At 66.3% G+C, this 15,204-nt stretch carries 27 protein-coding genes; all 27 read left to right on the forward strand.

What is annotated here, in order from left to right; genetic code table 11:
• Positions 1-30: 30 nt before the first annotated feature.
• The 27 genes from rplB (at position 31) to truA (ending at position 15,163) form a co-directional block, all read left to right on the forward strand.
• The gene (gene rplB, locus ACFPP6_RS21820; protein ID WP_382044921.1) at positions 31-867 is read left to right on the forward strand and encodes a 50S ribosomal protein L2; all 837 of its coding nucleotides are present in this window, start codon (positions 31-33) and stop codon (positions 865-867) included.
• Positions 868-879: 12 nt separating this feature from the next.
• On the forward strand, positions 880-1,161 hold the full coding sequence (gene rpsS / locus ACFPP6_RS21825; protein WP_004950443.1) for a 30S ribosomal protein S19: 282 nt from the start codon (positions 880-882) through the stop codon (positions 1,159-1,161).
• Between the two features lie 41 nt (positions 1,162-1,202).
• Entirely contained in the window at positions 1,203-1,550 is a 348-nt protein-coding gene (rplV, locus tag ACFPP6_RS21830; RefSeq protein ID WP_031012097.1) for a 50S ribosomal protein L22, read from the forward strand.
• The gene (rpsC, locus tag ACFPP6_RS21835; protein ID WP_058046825.1) at positions 1,550-2,377 is read left to right on the forward strand and encodes a 30S ribosomal protein S3; all 828 of its coding nucleotides are present in this window, start codon (positions 1,550-1,552) and stop codon (positions 2,375-2,377) included. Before rplV ends, rpsC begins: the two co-directional genes overlap by 1 nt.
• A gap of 5 nt (positions 2,378-2,382) precedes the next feature.
• Positions 2,383-2,802 (forward strand): 50S ribosomal protein L16, encoded by a 420-nt coding sequence (gene rplP, locus ACFPP6_RS21840; protein WP_030368409.1) that lies wholly within the window; start codon positions 2,383-2,385, stop codon positions 2,800-2,802.
• A complete protein-coding gene (gene rpmC / locus ACFPP6_RS21845; protein WP_030368408.1) occupies positions 2,802-3,026 on the forward strand; it encodes a 50S ribosomal protein L29 in 225 nt (74 codons plus the stop codon). The genes rplP and rpmC overlap by 1 nt, the downstream gene beginning before the upstream one ends.
• Positions 3,026-3,307, forward strand: a complete 282-nt coding sequence (gene rpsQ, locus ACFPP6_RS21850) for a 30S ribosomal protein S17 (RefSeq protein WP_351511166.1) — start codon at positions 3,026-3,028, stop codon at positions 3,305-3,307. Before rpmC ends, rpsQ begins: the two co-directional genes overlap by 1 nt.
• A gap of 103 nt (positions 3,308-3,410) precedes the next feature.
• The gene (rplN, locus tag ACFPP6_RS21855) at positions 3,411-3,779 is read left to right on the forward strand and encodes a 50S ribosomal protein L14 (RefSeq protein WP_099199421.1); all 369 of its coding nucleotides are present in this window, start codon (positions 3,411-3,413) and stop codon (positions 3,777-3,779) included.
• A 3-nt stretch (positions 3,780-3,782) separates the two neighbouring features.
• Positions 3,783-4,106, forward strand: coding sequence for a 50S ribosomal protein L24 (gene rplX, locus ACFPP6_RS21860; protein ID WP_058046823.1), 324 nt, complete (start codon positions 3,783-3,785; stop codon positions 4,104-4,106).
• Complete coding sequence (rplE, locus tag ACFPP6_RS21865; protein WP_030368404.1) at positions 4,106-4,666, forward strand: 50S ribosomal protein L5; 561 nt, start codon at positions 4,106-4,108, stop codon at positions 4,664-4,666. The genes rplX and rplE overlap by 1 nt, the downstream gene beginning before the upstream one ends.
• Before the next feature lie 5 nt (positions 4,667-4,671).
• Positions 4,672-4,857 carry a type Z 30S ribosomal protein S14 gene (locus ACFPP6_RS21870; RefSeq protein ID WP_030368403.1) on the forward strand — a complete coding sequence of 62 codons (186 nt, stop codon included), beginning with the start codon at positions 4,672-4,674 and terminating at the stop codon, positions 4,855-4,857.
• A 229-nt stretch (positions 4,858-5,086) separates the two neighbouring features.
• Positions 5,087-5,485, forward strand: coding sequence for a 30S ribosomal protein S8 (rpsH, locus tag ACFPP6_RS21875; protein ID WP_058046822.1), 399 nt, complete (start codon positions 5,087-5,089; stop codon positions 5,483-5,485).
• Positions 5,486-5,507: 22 nt separating this feature from the next.
• A complete protein-coding gene (gene rplF, locus ACFPP6_RS21880) occupies positions 5,508-6,047 on the forward strand; it encodes a 50S ribosomal protein L6 (protein WP_030368401.1) in 540 nt (179 codons plus the stop codon).
• A gap of 3 nt (positions 6,048-6,050) precedes the next feature.
• Complete coding sequence (gene rplR / locus ACFPP6_RS21885; RefSeq protein ID WP_058046821.1) at positions 6,051-6,434, forward strand: 50S ribosomal protein L18; 384 nt, start codon at positions 6,051-6,053, stop codon at positions 6,432-6,434.
• A gap of 46 nt (positions 6,435-6,480) precedes the next feature.
• Positions 6,481-7,083 carry a 30S ribosomal protein S5 gene (gene rpsE, locus ACFPP6_RS21890; protein ID WP_030368399.1) on the forward strand — a complete coding sequence of 201 codons (603 nt, stop codon included), beginning with the start codon at positions 6,481-6,483 and terminating at the stop codon, positions 7,081-7,083.
• Positions 7,083-7,265, forward strand: a complete 183-nt coding sequence (rpmD, locus tag ACFPP6_RS21895; RefSeq protein WP_058046820.1) for a 50S ribosomal protein L30 — start codon at positions 7,083-7,085, stop codon at positions 7,263-7,265. Before rpsE ends, rpmD begins: the two co-directional genes overlap by 1 nt.
• A 1-nt stretch (position 7,266) precedes the next feature.
• Complete coding sequence (rplO, locus tag ACFPP6_RS21900) at positions 7,267-7,722, forward strand: 50S ribosomal protein L15 (protein WP_382044935.1); 456 nt, start codon at positions 7,267-7,269, stop codon at positions 7,720-7,722.
• 202 nt (positions 7,723-7,924) lie between these two features.
• The gene (secY, locus tag ACFPP6_RS21905) at positions 7,925-9,238 is read left to right on the forward strand and encodes a preprotein translocase subunit SecY (RefSeq protein WP_058046819.1); all 1,314 of its coding nucleotides are present in this window, start codon (positions 7,925-7,927) and stop codon (positions 9,236-9,238) included.
• Positions 9,238-9,894 carry an adenylate kinase gene (locus ACFPP6_RS21910; protein WP_382044939.1) on the forward strand — a complete coding sequence of 219 codons (657 nt, stop codon included), beginning with the start codon at positions 9,238-9,240 and terminating at the stop codon, positions 9,892-9,894. Before secY ends, ACFPP6_RS21910 begins: the two co-directional genes overlap by 1 nt.
• A gap of 93 nt (positions 9,895-9,987) precedes the next feature.
• Entirely contained in the window at positions 9,988-10,824 is an 837-nt protein-coding gene (gene map / locus ACFPP6_RS21915) for a type I methionyl aminopeptidase (RefSeq protein WP_382044942.1), read from the forward strand.
• Between the two features lie 163 nt (positions 10,825-10,987).
• Positions 10,988-11,209 (forward strand): translation initiation factor IF-1, encoded by a 222-nt coding sequence (infA, locus tag ACFPP6_RS21920; RefSeq protein WP_003956442.1) that lies wholly within the window; start codon positions 10,988-10,990, stop codon positions 11,207-11,209.
• Positions 11,210-11,268: 59 nt separating this feature from the next.
• The gene (rpmJ, locus tag ACFPP6_RS21925) at positions 11,269-11,382 is read left to right on the forward strand and encodes a 50S ribosomal protein L36 (RefSeq protein WP_003956441.1); all 114 of its coding nucleotides are present in this window, start codon (positions 11,269-11,271) and stop codon (positions 11,380-11,382) included.
• Positions 11,383-11,559: 177 nt separating this feature from the next.
• Positions 11,560-11,940, forward strand: coding sequence for a 30S ribosomal protein S13 (rpsM, locus tag ACFPP6_RS21930; RefSeq protein ID WP_030368393.1), 381 nt, complete (start codon positions 11,560-11,562; stop codon positions 11,938-11,940).
• Positions 11,941-12,044: 104 nt separating this feature from the next.
• The gene (gene rpsK / locus ACFPP6_RS21935) at positions 12,045-12,449 is read left to right on the forward strand and encodes a 30S ribosomal protein S11 (RefSeq protein WP_003948617.1); all 405 of its coding nucleotides are present in this window, start codon (positions 12,045-12,047) and stop codon (positions 12,447-12,449) included.
• Positions 12,450-12,581: 132 nt separating this feature from the next.
• Entirely contained in the window at positions 12,582-13,604 is a 1,023-nt protein-coding gene (locus ACFPP6_RS21940; protein ID WP_004946635.1) for a DNA-directed RNA polymerase subunit alpha, read from the forward strand.
• A gap of 161 nt (positions 13,605-13,765) precedes the next feature.
• The gene (gene rplQ / locus ACFPP6_RS21945; RefSeq protein ID WP_030368392.1) at positions 13,766-14,230 is read left to right on the forward strand and encodes a 50S ribosomal protein L17; all 465 of its coding nucleotides are present in this window, start codon (positions 13,766-13,768) and stop codon (positions 14,228-14,230) included.
• 78 nt (positions 14,231-14,308) lie between these two features.
• Positions 14,309-15,163, forward strand: coding sequence for a tRNA pseudouridine(38-40) synthase TruA (truA, locus tag ACFPP6_RS21950; protein ID WP_382044950.1), 855 nt, complete (start codon positions 14,309-14,311; stop codon positions 15,161-15,163).
• The last annotated feature ends 41 nt before the right edge of the window (positions 15,164-15,204 follow it).

Raw genomic sequence — 15,204 nt, forward strand, 5'->3', positions numbered from 1 at the left:
GATCGTCCGGAATCGGACGAGGACTGAGAAATGGGTATCCGCAAGTACAAGCCGACGACCCCGGGCCGTCGTGGCTCCAGCGTCGCCGACTTTGTCGAGATCACGCGGTCCACGCCGGAGAAGTCGCTGGTCCGCCCCCTGCACAGCAAGGGCGGCCGTAACAACACCGGTCGTGTGACCGTCCGTCACCAGGGCGGTGGCCACAAGCGCGCCTACCGTGTGATCGACTTCCGTCGTCACGACAAGGACGGCGTGCCGGCCAAGGTCGCTCACATCGAGTACGACCCGAACCGCACCGCGCGCATCGCGCTCCTGCACTACGCAGACGGCGAGAAGCGCTACATCATCGCTCCGGCCAAGCTGGGCCAGGGCGACCGGATTGAGAACGGCCCCGGCGCCGACATCAAGCCGGGCAACAACCTCCCGCTCCGCAACATCCCGGTCGGTACCACGATCCACGCGATCGAGCTCCGTCCCGGTGGTGGCGCCAAGTTCGCCCGCTCTGCCGGTTCCTCCGTGCAGCTGCTGGCGAAGGAGGGCCAGTACGCCCACCTGCGTATGCCGTCGGGCGAGGTCCGCCTGGTCGACGTCCGCTGCCGCGCCACGGTCGGCGAGGTCGGCAACGCCGAGCAGTCGAACATCAACTGGGGCAAGGCCGGCCGCATGCGCTGGAAGGGCGTTCGCCCGACCGTCCGCGGTGTCGCGATGAACCCGGTTGACCACCCGCACGGTGGTGGTGAGGGCAAGACCTCCGGTGGTCGCCACCCGGTCTCCCCGTGGGGTCAGAAGGAGGGTCGTACTCGTTCTCCCAAGAAGGCGAGCAACAAGTACATCGTCCGCCGCCGCAAGACGAACAAGAAGCGCTAGGAGCGGGTTTAGATGCCGCGTAGTCTCAAGAAGGGACCCTTCGTCGACGGACACCTCATCAAGAAGGTGGACGCTCAGAACGAGGCTGGTACCAAGAACGTCATCAAGACCTGGTCCCGTCGCTCCATGATCGTGCCGGCCATGCTCGGCCACACGCTCGCGGTGCACAACGGCAAGACGCACGTCCCGGTGTTCGTCACCGAGTCGATGGTCGGCCACAAGCTCGGCGAGTTCTCGCCGACCCGCACCTTCCGCGGCCACGTCAAGGACGACCGCAAGTCGAAGCGCCGCTAAGCGGGGTGCGAACGACTATGACTGACACCGAAGGGACAACCATGGAAGCCAGGGCCCAGGCGCGGTACATCCGCGTCACGCCCATGAAGGCCCGCCGCGTGGTGGACCTCATCCGTGGCATGGATGCCACGGAGGCTCAGGCGGTCCTGCGTTTCGCCCCGCAGGCCGCGAGCGTGCCGGTGGGCAAGGTGCTGGACAGCGCCATTGCCAACGCCGCGCACAACTACGACCACACGGACGCTTCGTCGCTGTACATCAGCGAGGCGTTCGTGGACGAGGGCCCGACCCTGAAGCGGTTCCGTCCGCGCGCCCAGGGCCGTGCCTACCGGATCCGCAAGCGGACCAGCCACATCACCGTGGTCGTCAGCAGCAAGGAAGGAACCCGGTAATGGGCCAGAAGGTTAACCCGCACGGGTTCCGGCTCGGCATCACCACGGACTTCAAGTCCCGTTGGTACGCCGACAAGCTGTACAAGGACTACGTCAAGGAAGACGTTGCCATTCGTCGCATGATGACGAAGGGCATGGAGCGCGCCGGTATCTCGAAGGTTGAGATCGAGCGCACCCGCGACCGCGTCCGCGTTGACATCCACACCGCTCGCCCGGGCATCGTCATCGGCCGCCGCGGCGCCGAGGCCGACCGCATCCGCGGTGAGCTGGAGAAGCTGACCGGCAAGCAGGTCCAGCTGAACATCCTCGAGGTCAAGAACCCCGAGGTCGACGCTCAGCTGGTGGCCCAGGCCGTCGCCGAGCAGCTGTCCTCCCGCGTCTCCTTCCGTCGCGCCATGCGCAAGAGCATGCAGTCGACGATGAAGGCCGGCGCCAAGGGCATCAAGATCCAGTGCGGTGGCCGTCTCGGCGGCGCCGAGATGTCCCGCTCGGAGTTCTACCGCGAGGGCCGTGTGCCCCTGCACACGCTCCGCGCGAACGTCGACTACGGCTTCTTCGAGGCCAAGACCACCTTCGGCCGCATCGGCGTGAAGGTCTGGATCTACAAGGGCGACGTCAAGAACATCGCCGAGGTCCGCGCCGAGAACGCCGCTGCGCGTGCGGGCAACCGCCCGTCCCGCGGCGCCGGCGAGCGCCCGGCCCGTGGTGGCCGTGGCGGCGAGCGTGGCGGCCGCGGCCGCAAGCCGCAGCAGAACGCCGCTGCCGAGGCCCCCAAGGCCGAGGCCGCTGCCGCTGCTCCGGCTGAGTCCACCGGAACGGAGGCCTGACCGACATGCTGATCCCTCGCAGGGTCAAGCACCGCAAGCAGCACCACCCCAAGCGGAACGGCATGGCCAAGGGTGGCACCGAGCTCGCCTTCGGTGAGTACGGCATCCAGGCCCTGACCCCGGCCTACGTGACGAACCGTCAGATCGAGTCCGCTCGTATCGCCATGACGCGTCACATCAAGCGTGGCGGCAAGGTGTGGATCAACATCTACCCGGACCGTCCGCTGACCAAGAAGCCGGCCGAAACCCGCATGGGTTCCGGTAAGGGTTCTCCGGAGTGGTGGATCGCGAACGTCAAGCCCGGTCGGGTGATGTTCGAGCTGTCTTTCCCGAACGAAAAGGTTGCTAAGGAGGCGCTCACCCGCGCCGCCCACAAGCTTCCGATGAAGTGCCGCATTGTTCGGCGCGAGGCAGGTGAGTCGTGATGGCCGCTGGTATCAAGGCGACCGAGCTGCGCGAGCTCAACGACGAGGACCTCGTCGCGAAGCTCCGTGAGGCCAAGGAAGAGCTGTTCAACCTCCGCTTCCAGGCGGCGACCGGGCAGCTTGAGAACCACGGTCGGCTCAAGTCCGTCCGTAAGGACATCGCCCGGATCTACACCCTGATGCGCGAGCGTGAGCTGGGCATCGAGACGGTGGAGAGCGCCTGATGAGCGAGAAGAATGTGACTGAGACGAACGACCGCGGTTTCCGCAAGACCCGTGAGGGTCTCGTCGTCAGCGACAAGATGGACAAGACCGTCGTCGTCGCCGTCGAGGACCGCGTCAAGCACGCGCTGTACGGCAAGGTCATCCGCCGTACGAACAAGCTCAAGGCGCACGACGAGCAGAACGCTGCCGGCGTCGGCGACCGCGTCCTCCTGATGGAGACGCGTCCGCTGTCGGCGACCAAGCGCTGGCGCGTCGTCGAGATCCTCGAGAAGGCCAAGTAATTTCTGAGGGGTTTCCCTCGGATAAGTTCCGCCAGGCTCGGCGTGGGGTCCTCACCTCGGTGAGGCCCCCCGCCGGGAACCGGCAGACGATCAGGAGATAGACGTGATCCAGCAGGAGTCGCGACTTCGGGTCGCCGACAACACTGGTGCCAAGGAGATCCTTTGCATCCGTGTTCTCGGTGGTTCGGGTCGCCGCTACGCGGGCATCGGTGACGTCATCGTCGCCACCGTCAAGGACGCGATCCCCGGTGGCAACGTGAAGAAGGGTGACGTCGTCAAGGCCGTCATCGTTCGCACCGTCAAGGAGCGCCGCCGTCCGGATGGCTCGTACATCCGCTTCGACGAGAACGCCGCTGTCGTTCTCAAGAACGACGGCGACCCCCGCGGCACCCGTATCTTCGGCCCCGTGGGCCGAGAGCTGCGCGAGAAGAAGTTCATGAAGATCGTCTCGCTCGCGCCGGAGGTGCTGTAACCGATGAAGATCAAGAAGGGCGACCTGGTCCAGGTCATCACCGGTAAGGACAAGGGCAAGCAGGGCAAGGTCATTCAGGCCTTCCCGGCTGAGGACCGTGTTCTCGTCGAGGGTGTCAACCGGGTCAAGAAGCACACCAAGGCCGGCCAGACCGCCCGTGGTTCCAAGACCGGTGGCATTGTCACGACCGAGGCCCCGATCCACGTGAGCAACGTTCAGCTCATCGTGGAGAAGGACGGCAAGAAGGTCGTCACCCGCGTCGGTTACCGCTTCGACGACAACGGCAACAAGATCCGCGTTGCCAAGCGCACCGGTGAGGACATCTGATGACTGCCACCACCAACGCGCCGCGTCTCAAGCTGCGCTACCGCGAAGAGATCGTCGGCAAGCTGCGTGAGGAGTTCTCGTACGAGAACGTCATGCAGGTTCCCGGCCTCACCAAGATCGTGGTCAACATGGGTGTGGGCGACGCCGCCCGCGACTCCAAGCTGATCGAGGGCGCCATCCGCGACCTCACCACGATCACGGGCCAGAAGCCCGCCGTCACCAAGGCTCGCAAGTCCATCGCGCAGTTCAAGCTGCGTGAGGGCCAGCCGATCGGCGCCCACGTCACCCTCCGTGGTGACCGCATGTGGGAGTTCCTGGACCGCACCCTGTCGCTCGCGCTGCCGCGCATCCGCGACTTCCGTGGTCTGTCCCCGAAGCAGTTCGATGGTCGGGGCAACTACACCTTCGGTCTCACGGAGCAGGTCATGTTCCACGAGATCGACCAGGACAAGATCGACCGCGTCCGGGGTATGGACATCACCGTGGTGACCACGGCGACCAACGACGACGAGGGCCGCGCCCTCCTTCGTCACCTCGGCTTCCCGTTCAAGGAGGCGTAAGCGAGATGGCGAAGAAGTCTCTTATTGCCAAGGCTGCTCGCAAGCCGAAGTTCGGTGTGCGCGCGTACACCCGCTGCCAGCGCTGCGGCCGCCCGCACTCCGTGTACCGCAAGTTCGGCCTCTGCCGCGTGTGCCTTCGTGAGATGGCTCACCGTGGCGAGCTGCCGGGCGTGACCAAGAGCTCCTGGTAACAACCCACTTGGGTTGACCAGGACTCTCGGTAAGCATCCTGGACGGCGGTCGCCCGACCCGATCATCTCCGGCGAGCTTCGTGCTCGCGTAGAGTTGAAGGGTTGGGTGCCCGCCGCCCATGACCGTCTTACTACGCCGTAGGTCCCCGCACCGCACCCGCCCCGACCCTGTTCGGGGAGAGGGATGGCGCAGATAGGAAACCACGGCGAGAGAGGCCGAAGGCCAAACATGACCATGACCGATCCGATCGCAGACATGCTGACCCGTCTGCGGAACGCGAACTCGGCTTACCACGACTCCGTGGCCATGCCCCACAGCAAGATCAAGGCGCACATCGCCGAGATCCTGCAGCAGGAGGGCTACATCGCCGGCTGGAAGGTCGAGGACGCCGAGGTCGGCAAGAGCCTCGTCATCGACCTGAAGTTCGGTCCGAACCGCGAGCGCTCGATCGCCGGGATCAAGCGCATCTCGAAGCCGGGCCTGCGTGTCTACGCAAAGTCCACCAACCTGCCGAAGGTCCTCGGCGGCCTGGGCGTGGCGATCATCTCCACGTCCCACGGTCTCCTGACCGGCCAGCAGGCCAGCAAGAAGGGCGTGGGTGGGGAAGTCCTCGCCTACGTCTGGTAACCAGGGAACGGAGGAATAGCCAATGTCGCGTATTGGACGGCTGCCCATCCAGGTTCCCGCTGGTGTGGACGTCACCATCGATGGCCGTACGGTCCACGTGAAGGGCCCCAAGGGCTCCCTCACGCACGCCGTTGCCGCGCCCATCGAGATCGCTAAGGCCGAGGACGGCACCCTTGTCGTCTCTCGTCCGAACGACGAGCGTCAGAACAAGGCCCTGCACGGCCTGTCCCGCACGCTGGTGGCGAACATGATCACCGGCGTGACCGCGGGCTACAGCAAGGCTCTTGAGATCAGCGGTGTCGGTTACCGCGTCCAGGCGAAGGGCTCCAACCTGGAGTTCTCTCTGGGCTACAGCCACCCGATTCTGATCGAGGCCCCCGAGGGCATCACCTTCAAGGTCGAGTCCCCCACCAAGCTCAGCGTCGAGGGCATCGACAAGCAGAAGGTCGGCGAGGTTGCCGCCAACATCCGCAAGCTTCGCAAGCCCGACCCCTACAAGGCCAAGGGCGTGAAGTACGCGGGTGAGGTCATCCGCCGCAAGGTCGGAAAGGCTGGTAAGTAAGCCATGGCATACGGTGTGAAGATCGCCAAGGGCGATGCTTACAAGCGCGCCGCCAAGCAGCGCCGCCACATCCGCATCCGCAAGAACATGTCGGGTACGGCCGAGCGTCCGCGCCTGGTCGTGACGCGCTCCAACCGTGGCATCACCGCCCAGGTGATCGACGACATCAAGGGTCACACCCTGGCGTCGGCGTCCCACCTGGACGCGTCGATCCGCGGTGGCGAGGGCGACAAGAGCGCCCAGGCCACGAAGGTGGGCGCCCTGGTCGCCGAGCGTGCCAAGGCCGCCGGCGTCGAGGCTGTCGTGTTCGACCGCGGTGGCAACCAGTACGCCGGGCGCATTGCCGCTCTGGCGGACGCCGCCCGCGAAGCCGGGCTGAAGTTCTAAGCCCCGGTTCCGGAGCTAGCGGACGTAACAGAGAGAGGTAAATCCAATGGCTGGACCCCAGCGCCGCGGAAGCGGTGCCGGTGGCGGCGAGCGGCGGGACCGGAAGGGTCGCGACGGTGGCGCTGCCGCCGAGAAGACCGCGTACGTTGAGCGCGTAGTCGCGATCAACCGCGTCGCCAAGGTTGTCAAGGGTGGTCGTCGCTTCAGCTTCACCGCGCTCGTCGTGGTGGGTGACGGTGACGGCACCGTGGGTGTCGGTTACGGCAAGGCCAAGGAAGTTCCGGCTGCCATCGCCAAGGGCGTGGAAGAGGCCAAGAAGAACTTCTTCAAGGTCCCCCGTATCCAGGGCACCATCCCGCACCCGATCCAGGGCGAGAAGGCCGCGGGCGTCGTCCTGCTCAAGCCGGCTTCCCCCGGTACCGGTGTTATCGCCGGTGGCCCGGTGCGTGCCGTGCTCGAGTGCGCCGGCGTTCACGACATCCTGTCGAAGTCGCTCGGTTCTTCGAACCCGATCAACATCGTGCACGCCACGGTGACGGCCCTCCAGGGACTCTCCCGTCCCGAGGAGATCGCCGCCCGTCGTGGCCTGCCGCTGGAGGACGTGGCTCCCGCCGCTCTGCTGCGGGCGCGTGCAGGGGCGGGTGCGTAATGGCTCGCCTCAAGGTCACGCAGGTCAAGTCCTACATCGGTAGCAAGCAGAACCACCGCGACACCCTGCGTTCGCTTGGTCTCAAGAAGATCAACGACGTGGTTGTCAAGGAGGACCGTCCCGAGATCCGCGGCATGGTGCAGACCGTCCGCCACCTCGTGACGGTTGAGGAGGTCGACTGACATGGCGGAGCAGAACCCGCTGAAGGTCCACAACCTCCGTCCTGCCCCGGGCGCCAAGACCGCCAAGACCCGTGTGGGTCGTGGTGAGGCGTCCAAGGGTAAGACCGCAGGTCGTGGTACCAAGGGCACCAAGGCCCGTTACCAGGTTCCGCAGCGCTTCGAGGGTGGGCAGATGCCCCTCCACATGCGCCTGCCGAAGCTCAAGGGCTTCAAGAACCCGTTCCGCACCGAGTTCCAGGTCGTGAACCTGGACAAGCTGGCCGCGCTCTACCCGCAGGGTGGCGAGGTCACGGTGGCCGACCTGGTCGCCAAGGGTGCGGTTCGCAAGAACCAGCTCGTCAAGGTCCTGGGCCAGGGCGAGGTCTCCGTGGCGCTGCAGGTTTCGGTTGACGCCGTCTCCGGCTCCGCCAAGGAGAAGATTGTCGCTGCCGGCGGCACCGTCACCGAGCTCGTCTGAGCTCGTTGAACTGACAACCGGGGATGTCCCAAAAGGGGCATCCCCGGTTGGTCGTTCCAAGGGGGGCACGGTCGCCGGTAAGGTGGCGTGCACTGTTAACCTCCGCGCGGCCTGTGTCCGCGCGGATTTTGACTGATAAGTATTCGTCGATCCTCAAGACCGTCACCTCTCGCGTGGCAACGTGAGAGGCGCAGGAGGCACCGTGCTCACCGCGTTCGCCCGGGCGTTCAAGACGCCCGACCTGCGCAAGAAGCTGCTGTTCACGCTGGGCATCATGGTGCTCTTCCGACTCGGTGCGCACGTACCGGTGCCGGGAGTCGACTACCGCAATGTCCAGATGTGCATGGACCAGACCAAGAGTGGTCAGGGCCTCTTCGGCCTCGTGAACATGTTCAGTGGTGGCGCGCTGCTGCAGATCACGATCTTTGCGCTCGGGATCATGCCGTACATCACGGCGAGCATCATCCTGCAGCTCCTGACCGTCGTCATTCCACGGCTGGAAGCCCTCAAGAAGGAGGGGCAGTCGGGTCAGGCGAAGATCACGCAGTACACGCGCTATCTGACCGTGGCTCTTGCGATCCTTCAGGGCACCGGCCTGGTCGCCACTGCCCGCAGCGGTGCCTTGTTCGGGGGCTGCACCGTCGGGAACCAGATCGTTCCCAACCAGTCGATCTTCACCACCGTCGTCATGGTCATCACCATGACCGCCGGTACCGCACTGATCATGTGGCTCGGTGAGCTCATCACCGACCGCGGCATCGGCAACGGCATGTCGATCCTGATGTTCACCTCCATCGCCGCCGGTTTCCCGAGCTCCCTCTGGGCGATCAAGCTCCAGGGCAGCCTGATGGGCGGTTGGCTGGAGTTCTCCCTGGTCATCCTGTGCGGCCTCGCGATGGTCGCGCTCGTCGTCTTCGTCGAGCAGGCCCAGCGCCGGATCCCCGTGCAGTACGCCAAGCGCATGATCGGCCGCCGTTCCTACGGCGGTACGTCCACCTACATCCCGCTCAAGGTGAACCAGGCGGGCGTGATCCCCGTCATCTTCGCCTCGTCGCTGCTCTACATTCCGGCGCTGCTCGTGCAGTTCACCGGCTCCAAGGCGGGCTGGGCGAACTGGATCAACGCCAACCTGGTCAAGGGTGACCACCCGATCTACATGGCCACCTACTTCCTGCTGATCGTTTTCTTCGCCTTCTTCTACGTCGCCATCTCCTTCAACCCCGAAGAAGTTGCCGACAACATGAAGAAGTATGGTGGGTTCATCCCGGGCATCCGGGCGGGTCGTCCCACCGCGGAGTACCTGAGCTACGTGCTGAACCGCATCACGTGGCCGGGCTCTCTCTACCTGGGCCTGATCGCCCTGGTGCCCACGGTGGCACTGGTCACACTCAACGCGAACCAGAACTTCCCATTCGGGGGAACCAGCATCCTGATCATCGTGGGTGTCGGTCTGGAGACTGTGAAGCAGATCGAGAGCCAGCTTCAGCAGCGCAACTACGAAGGGTTCCTCCGCTGATGCGAATCGTCCTCGTCGGGCCGCCCGGCGCCGGCAAGGGTACGCAGGCCGCGTACCTCGCCAAGAACCTCGCGATCCCGCACATCTCGACGGGCGACCTCTTCCGGGCGAACATCAGCCAGGGCACGCCCCTGGGCCAGAAGGCCCAGGAGTACATGCGGGCCGGCCAGCTCGTGCCGGACGAGGTCACCATCGGCATGGCCAAGGACCGCATGGACCAGCCGGACGCCGCCGGCGGCTTCCTGCTCGACGGCTTCCCGCGCAACCTGGCCCAGGCCGAGGCGCTGGACGCCATCCTCAAGGGCGACGACCTCAAGCTCGACGCCGTCCTGGACCTGGAGGTCCCGGAGGACGAGGTCGTCAAGCGGATCGCCGGCCGCCGGATGTGCCGCAAGGACAGCAGCCACATCTTCCACGTGATCTACAACCCCCCGAAGACCGAGGGTGTGTGCGACGCGTGCGGCGGCGAGCTGTACCAGCGCGAGGACGACAGCGAGGAGACCGTCCGCCGCCGGCTGGAGGTCTACCACAGCGAGACCGAGCCGATCATCGACTACTACAAGGCCCAGGGCCTCGTGGTGACGATCTCGGCCCTCGGCAAGGTCGCCGAGGTGACGGGACGGGCGATGGCCGCGCTGGAGCGCGAAGACGCCTGACATGGCCTGTGCTACGGCCGCGGTGCCCTTCGGGGCACCGCGGCCGTAGTGTTTGTTTGAGCATTTGGACCGCAAGACCCAGGAAGGCATCCCATGGTCGAGATCAAGACCGCCGAGCAGATCGCGAAGATGCGCGAGGCCGGCCTGGTCGTCGCCGCCGTGCACGCGGCCACCCGGGAGGCGGCCGTCCCCGGTGCCACGACCAAGGACCTGGACGACGTCGCCCGCAAGGTGATCGCCGAGCACGGCGCGAAGTCGAACTTCCTCGGGTACGGCGGCTTCCCCGCCACCATCTGCACCTCGGTGAACGAGGTCGTCGTCCACGGCATCCCGGACACGAAGACCGTCCTCAAGGACGGCGACATCATCTCCATCGACGCCGGCGCCATCGTCGACGGCTGGCACGGCGACGCGGCCTTCACGGCCTTCGTGGGCACCGGTCACGCTCCGGAGCTGCTGGAGCTCTCCCGGGTGACCGAGGAGTCCATGTGGGCCGGCATCGCCGCCGTGAAGAACGGCAACCGCCTGGTGGACATCTCCCGGGCCATCGAGGGCTACATCCGCCGCCAGCCCCGCCCGGCGAGCGGCAAGTACGGGATCATCGAGGACTACGGCGGCCACGGCATCGGCTCCGAGATGCACATGGACCCGCACCTGCTGAACTACGTCTCGCGCAAGCGCGGCAAGGGCCCCAAGCTCGTCCCGGGCTTCTGCATCGCCATCGAGCCCATGGTGAGCCTCGGCACGGCCCGTACGCACGTTCTGGAGGACGACTGGACGGTCCTCACGGACGACATGTCCTGGTCCTCCCACTGGGAGCACTCCGTCGCTCTGACGGAGGAAGGGCCGCTGGTGCTGACGGCGGTCGACGGGGGCAAGGCGAAGCTGGCGGAATACGGGGTCACGGCGGCTCCGGACCCCCTCGCCTGACCTCCGCTTAAGGATCACTGCGGCTGGGCAGTCACCCCTGGATTAGTCTTTCGGGTTGCCCTGACGTAGACTGACGCGTCGGCTCTCGTGTATCCGCATGCCTTCGTACCGATGGCACGCACATACGAGAGTTGATCAAGGTAGCCGATTCGAAAGGCGAAGCGTGGCCAAGAAGCAAGGTGCCATCGAGATCGAGGGCACCGTGATCGAGTCTCTGCCGAACGCAATGTTCAAGGTGGAGCTCCAGAACGGTCACAAGGTCCTCGCGCACATCAGCGGCAAGATGCGGATGCACTACATCCGCATCCTTCCGGATGACCGGGTCGTCGTGGAGCTCTCTCCCTACGACCTGACGCGTGGCCGGATCGTCTACCGCTACAAGTAGATCTTGTCGCCGTCCCGCTCGTACGGGGCGACGGCACTGACCCGGAGAACCTCACACCCATGAAGGTCAAGCCGAGCGTCAAGAAGATCTGCGACAAGTGCAAGGTGATCCGCCGCCACGGCCGGGTCATGGTCATCTGCGACAACCTGCGCCACAAGCAGCGCCAGGGCTGACGCAGAACCTGCACTTCGCAGTTTCTTCGCGCGACGCGAGCAAAAACGTACATACGCAGAACCCGTCCAGTGCTCACTGGCGACACCTCCGGCGGGGGCCGGGGACCCGGAACGTACCTAGTACGGCGGCCGGGATCGGTTCTGTGTCAGACCCCCGAGAACATCTGGAGCCATTGAATGGCACGCGTTTCCGGTGTTGACATCCCGCGCGACAAGCGCGTGGAGGTTGCACTCACCTACGTCTTCGGTATCGGCCGCACCCAGTCGCAGGCGACCCTCGCCGCCACCGGTGTGAACCCGAACACCCGCGTTCGTGACCTTCCCGAAGAGGACCTGGTCAAGATCCGCGAGTACGTGGACGCCAACCTCAAGACCGAGGGTGACCTCCGTCGCGAGATCCAGGCCGACATCCGCCGCAAGGTCGAGATCGGCTGCTACCAGGGTCTGCGTCACCGCCGCGGCCTGCCGGTCCACGGTCAGCGCACCAGCACGAACGCTCGTACCCGCAAGGGCCCGCGTCGCGCCATCGCCGGCAAGAAGAAGCCGGGCAAGAAGTAGTCCACAGCGGACGCTGCGGTGCTCCGGGGGGCAACCCCCGGGTCGGCCGCATTCCAGCGGTCTTCGCTGTAGGACCGACCACCTCCCTCCATCAGGAGTAAGACATGCCCCCCAAGGGTCGTCAGGGCGCTGCCAAGAAGGTGCGCCGCAAGGAAAAGAAGAACGTCGCTCACGGCCACGCGCACATCAAGAGCACGTTCAACAACACGATCGTGTCCATCACGGACCCGACCGGCAACGTGATCTCCTGGGCCTCCGCCGGCCACGTCGGCTTCAAGGGCTCGCGCAAGTCCACCCCGTTCGCCGCGCAGATGGCCGCCGAGTCCGCCGCGCGTCGTGCGCAGGAGCACGGCATGCGCAAGGTCGACGTCTTCGTCAAGGGCCCGGGTTCCGGTCGTGAGACCGCCATCCGTTCGCTCCAGGCGACCGGTCTCGAGGTCGGCTCCATCCAGGACGTCACCCCGACCCCGCACAACGGCTGCCGCCCCCCGAAGCGTCGTCGCGTCTGACGCGGCGCGGCTTCGGCTGCTGCCTTGAGGGTCGGGCGGTACGGCTTCCCTTCCGGGGGGCCGTGCCGCCCGTACCCTTGTAATACCTCGGGACATCAAATAGTGGGTGTCCATGACTGAAGGATTCATCGCATGCTGATCGCTCAGCGCCCCTCGCTGACCGAAGAGGTCGTCGACGAGTTCCGCTCCCGGTTCGTGATCGAGCCGCTGGAGCCGGGCTTCGGCTACACCCTCGGCAACTCCCTGCGCCGTACGCTCCTCTCCTCGATCCCGGGTGCGGCGGTCACGTCCATCCGCATCGACGGTGTCCTGCACGAGTTCACCACCGTGCCGGGCGTCAAGGAGGACGTCACCGACCTCATCCTGAACATCAAGCAGCTGGTCGTCTCCTCGGAGCACGACGAGCCGGTCGTGATGTACCTGCGCAAGCAGGGCCCGGGTCTGGTCACCGCCGCCGACATCGCCCCGCCGGCCGGTGTCGAGGTGCACAACCCCGACCTGGTCCTGGCGACCCTGAACGCCAAGGGCAAGCTGGAGATGGAGCTGACCGTCGAGCGCGGTCGCGGCTACGTCTCCGCCGTCCAGAACAAGCAGGTGGGCCAGGAGATCGGCCGTATCCCGGTCGACTCCATCTACTCGCCGGTTCTCAAGGTCACCTACAAGGTCGAGGCGACCCGAGTCGAGCAGCGCACCGACTTCGACAAGCTGATCGTCGACGTCGAGACCAAGCAGGCCATGCGCCCGCGCGACGCCATGGCGTCCGCCGGTAAGACCCTGGTCGAGCTGTTCGGTCTGGCCCGCGAGCTCAACATCGACGCCGAGGGCATCGACATGGGCCCGTCCCCGACGGACGCCGCCCTGGCCGCCGACCTGGCGCTGCCGATCGAGGAGCTCGAGCTCACGGTCCGCTCGTACAACTGCCTCAAGCGCGAGGGCATCCACTCCGTGGGTGAGCTCGTCGCCCGCTCCGAGGCCGACCTGCTCGACATCCGCAACTTCGGTGCGAAGTCGATCGACGAGGTCAAGGCGAAGCTGGCCGGCATGGGCCTGGCCCTCAAGGACAGCCCGCCCGGATTCGACCCGACCGCCGCGGCCGACGCCTTCGGCGCCGACGACGACGCGGATGCGGGTTTCGTCGAGACCGAGCAGTACTAAGAGCTCGGACCTTACGGTCTGATCTTGGCTGCGAGTCCGCTTCGGCTGGTCGCGCAGTTCCCCGCGCCCCTTCGGGGGCGCGGTCTCCGACAGGCGACCGCCTGCTCGGATACTGACTCCGGTACCTGATACGGCCGGGGCAGACACCTAGGAGAAACACCATGCCGCGTCCCACCAAGGGTGCCCGTCTGGGCGGCGGTGCCGCGCACGAGAAGCTGATGCTGGCGAACCTCGCCAAGTCGCTCTTCGAGCACGGCCGCATCACGACGACCGAGGCCAAGGCCCGCCGCCTGCGTCCGGTCGCCGAGCGCCTGATCACCAAGGCGAAGAAGGGCGACATCCACAACCGTCGCCAGGTGCTGCAGACGATCACGGACAAGGGCATCGTGCACGTGCTCTTCACCGAGATCGCTCCGCGCTTCGCCGAGCGTCCGGGTGGCTACACCCGTATCACCAAGATCGGTAACCGCCGTGGCGACAACGCGCCCATGGCCGTGATCGAGCTGGTCGAGGGCGAGATCGCCAAGAAGGCGACCGTCGCCGAGGCCGAGGCCGCCACCAAGCGTGCGGTCAAGGAGTCCGAGGCTGCCGCCGAGGCTCCGGCCGAGGAGTCGAAGGACGCCTGACACCGCTGATGCGTGTCAGTGACGGGCCCGCCCCTTTCCGGGGGCGGGCCCGTCCCGCATTTCTGAGAGGAACCCCTGGTGAGTGACGAGGTGGCACCCGGTTACGTTCGGGTGCGGCTGGACCTTTCGTACGACGGCAAGGACTTCTCCGGCTGGGCCAAGCAGCGCGAGGGCCAGCGCACGGTGCAGGCCGAGCTGGAGGACGCGATCCGGACCGTGACGCGGTCCAAGGAGACGTACGAGCTGACGGTCGCGGGCCGTACCGACGCCGGAGTGCACGCCCGGGGCCAGGTCGCGCACGTCGACCTGCCGGCCGAGGTGTGGGCCGAGCACGAGGAGAAGCTGCTGCGCCGGCTGGCGGGGCGGCTGCCGCACGACGTACGGGTGTGGCAGGTCGCCGAGGCGCCGGCCGGGTTCAACGCGCGCTTCTCCGCGATCTGGCGGCGCTACGCCTACCGGGTGACGGACCATCACGGCGGTGTCGATCCGCTGCTGCGCGGTCATGTGCTGTGGCACGACTGGCCGTTGGACGTCGATGCCATGAACGCGGCCTCGAAGGCGCTGATCGGCGAGCACGACTTCGCCGCCTACTGCAAGCGGCGTGAGGGTGCGACGACCATCCGGACGCTGCAGCAGCTGAGTTGGGAGCGGGACGCTTCCGGCGTCATCACGGCGACCGTGCGGGCGGACGCCTTCTGCCACAACATGGTGCGGTCGCTGGTGGGCGCGCTGCTGTTCGTGGGTGACGGGCACCGGCCGGTGGAGTGGCCGGGCAAGGTGCTTGCGGCGCGGGTGCGGGATTCGGCCGTGCACGTGGTGCGTCCGCACGGGCTCACGCTGGAGGAGGTCGGGTATCCGGCCGACTCCGAGCTGGCGGCGCGGAACCTTGCGGCGCGGAACAGGAGGACGCTGCCCGGCGCGGGTTGCTGCTGACGTAAACGCAGGTGGGGCCCGGCGAAAGCCGGGCCCCACCT

Source organism: Streptomyces aureoversilis (assembly GCF_042657885.1).
GTDB lineage: Bacteria > Actinomycetota > Actinomycetes > Streptomycetales > Streptomycetaceae > Streptomyces > Streptomyces aureoversilis.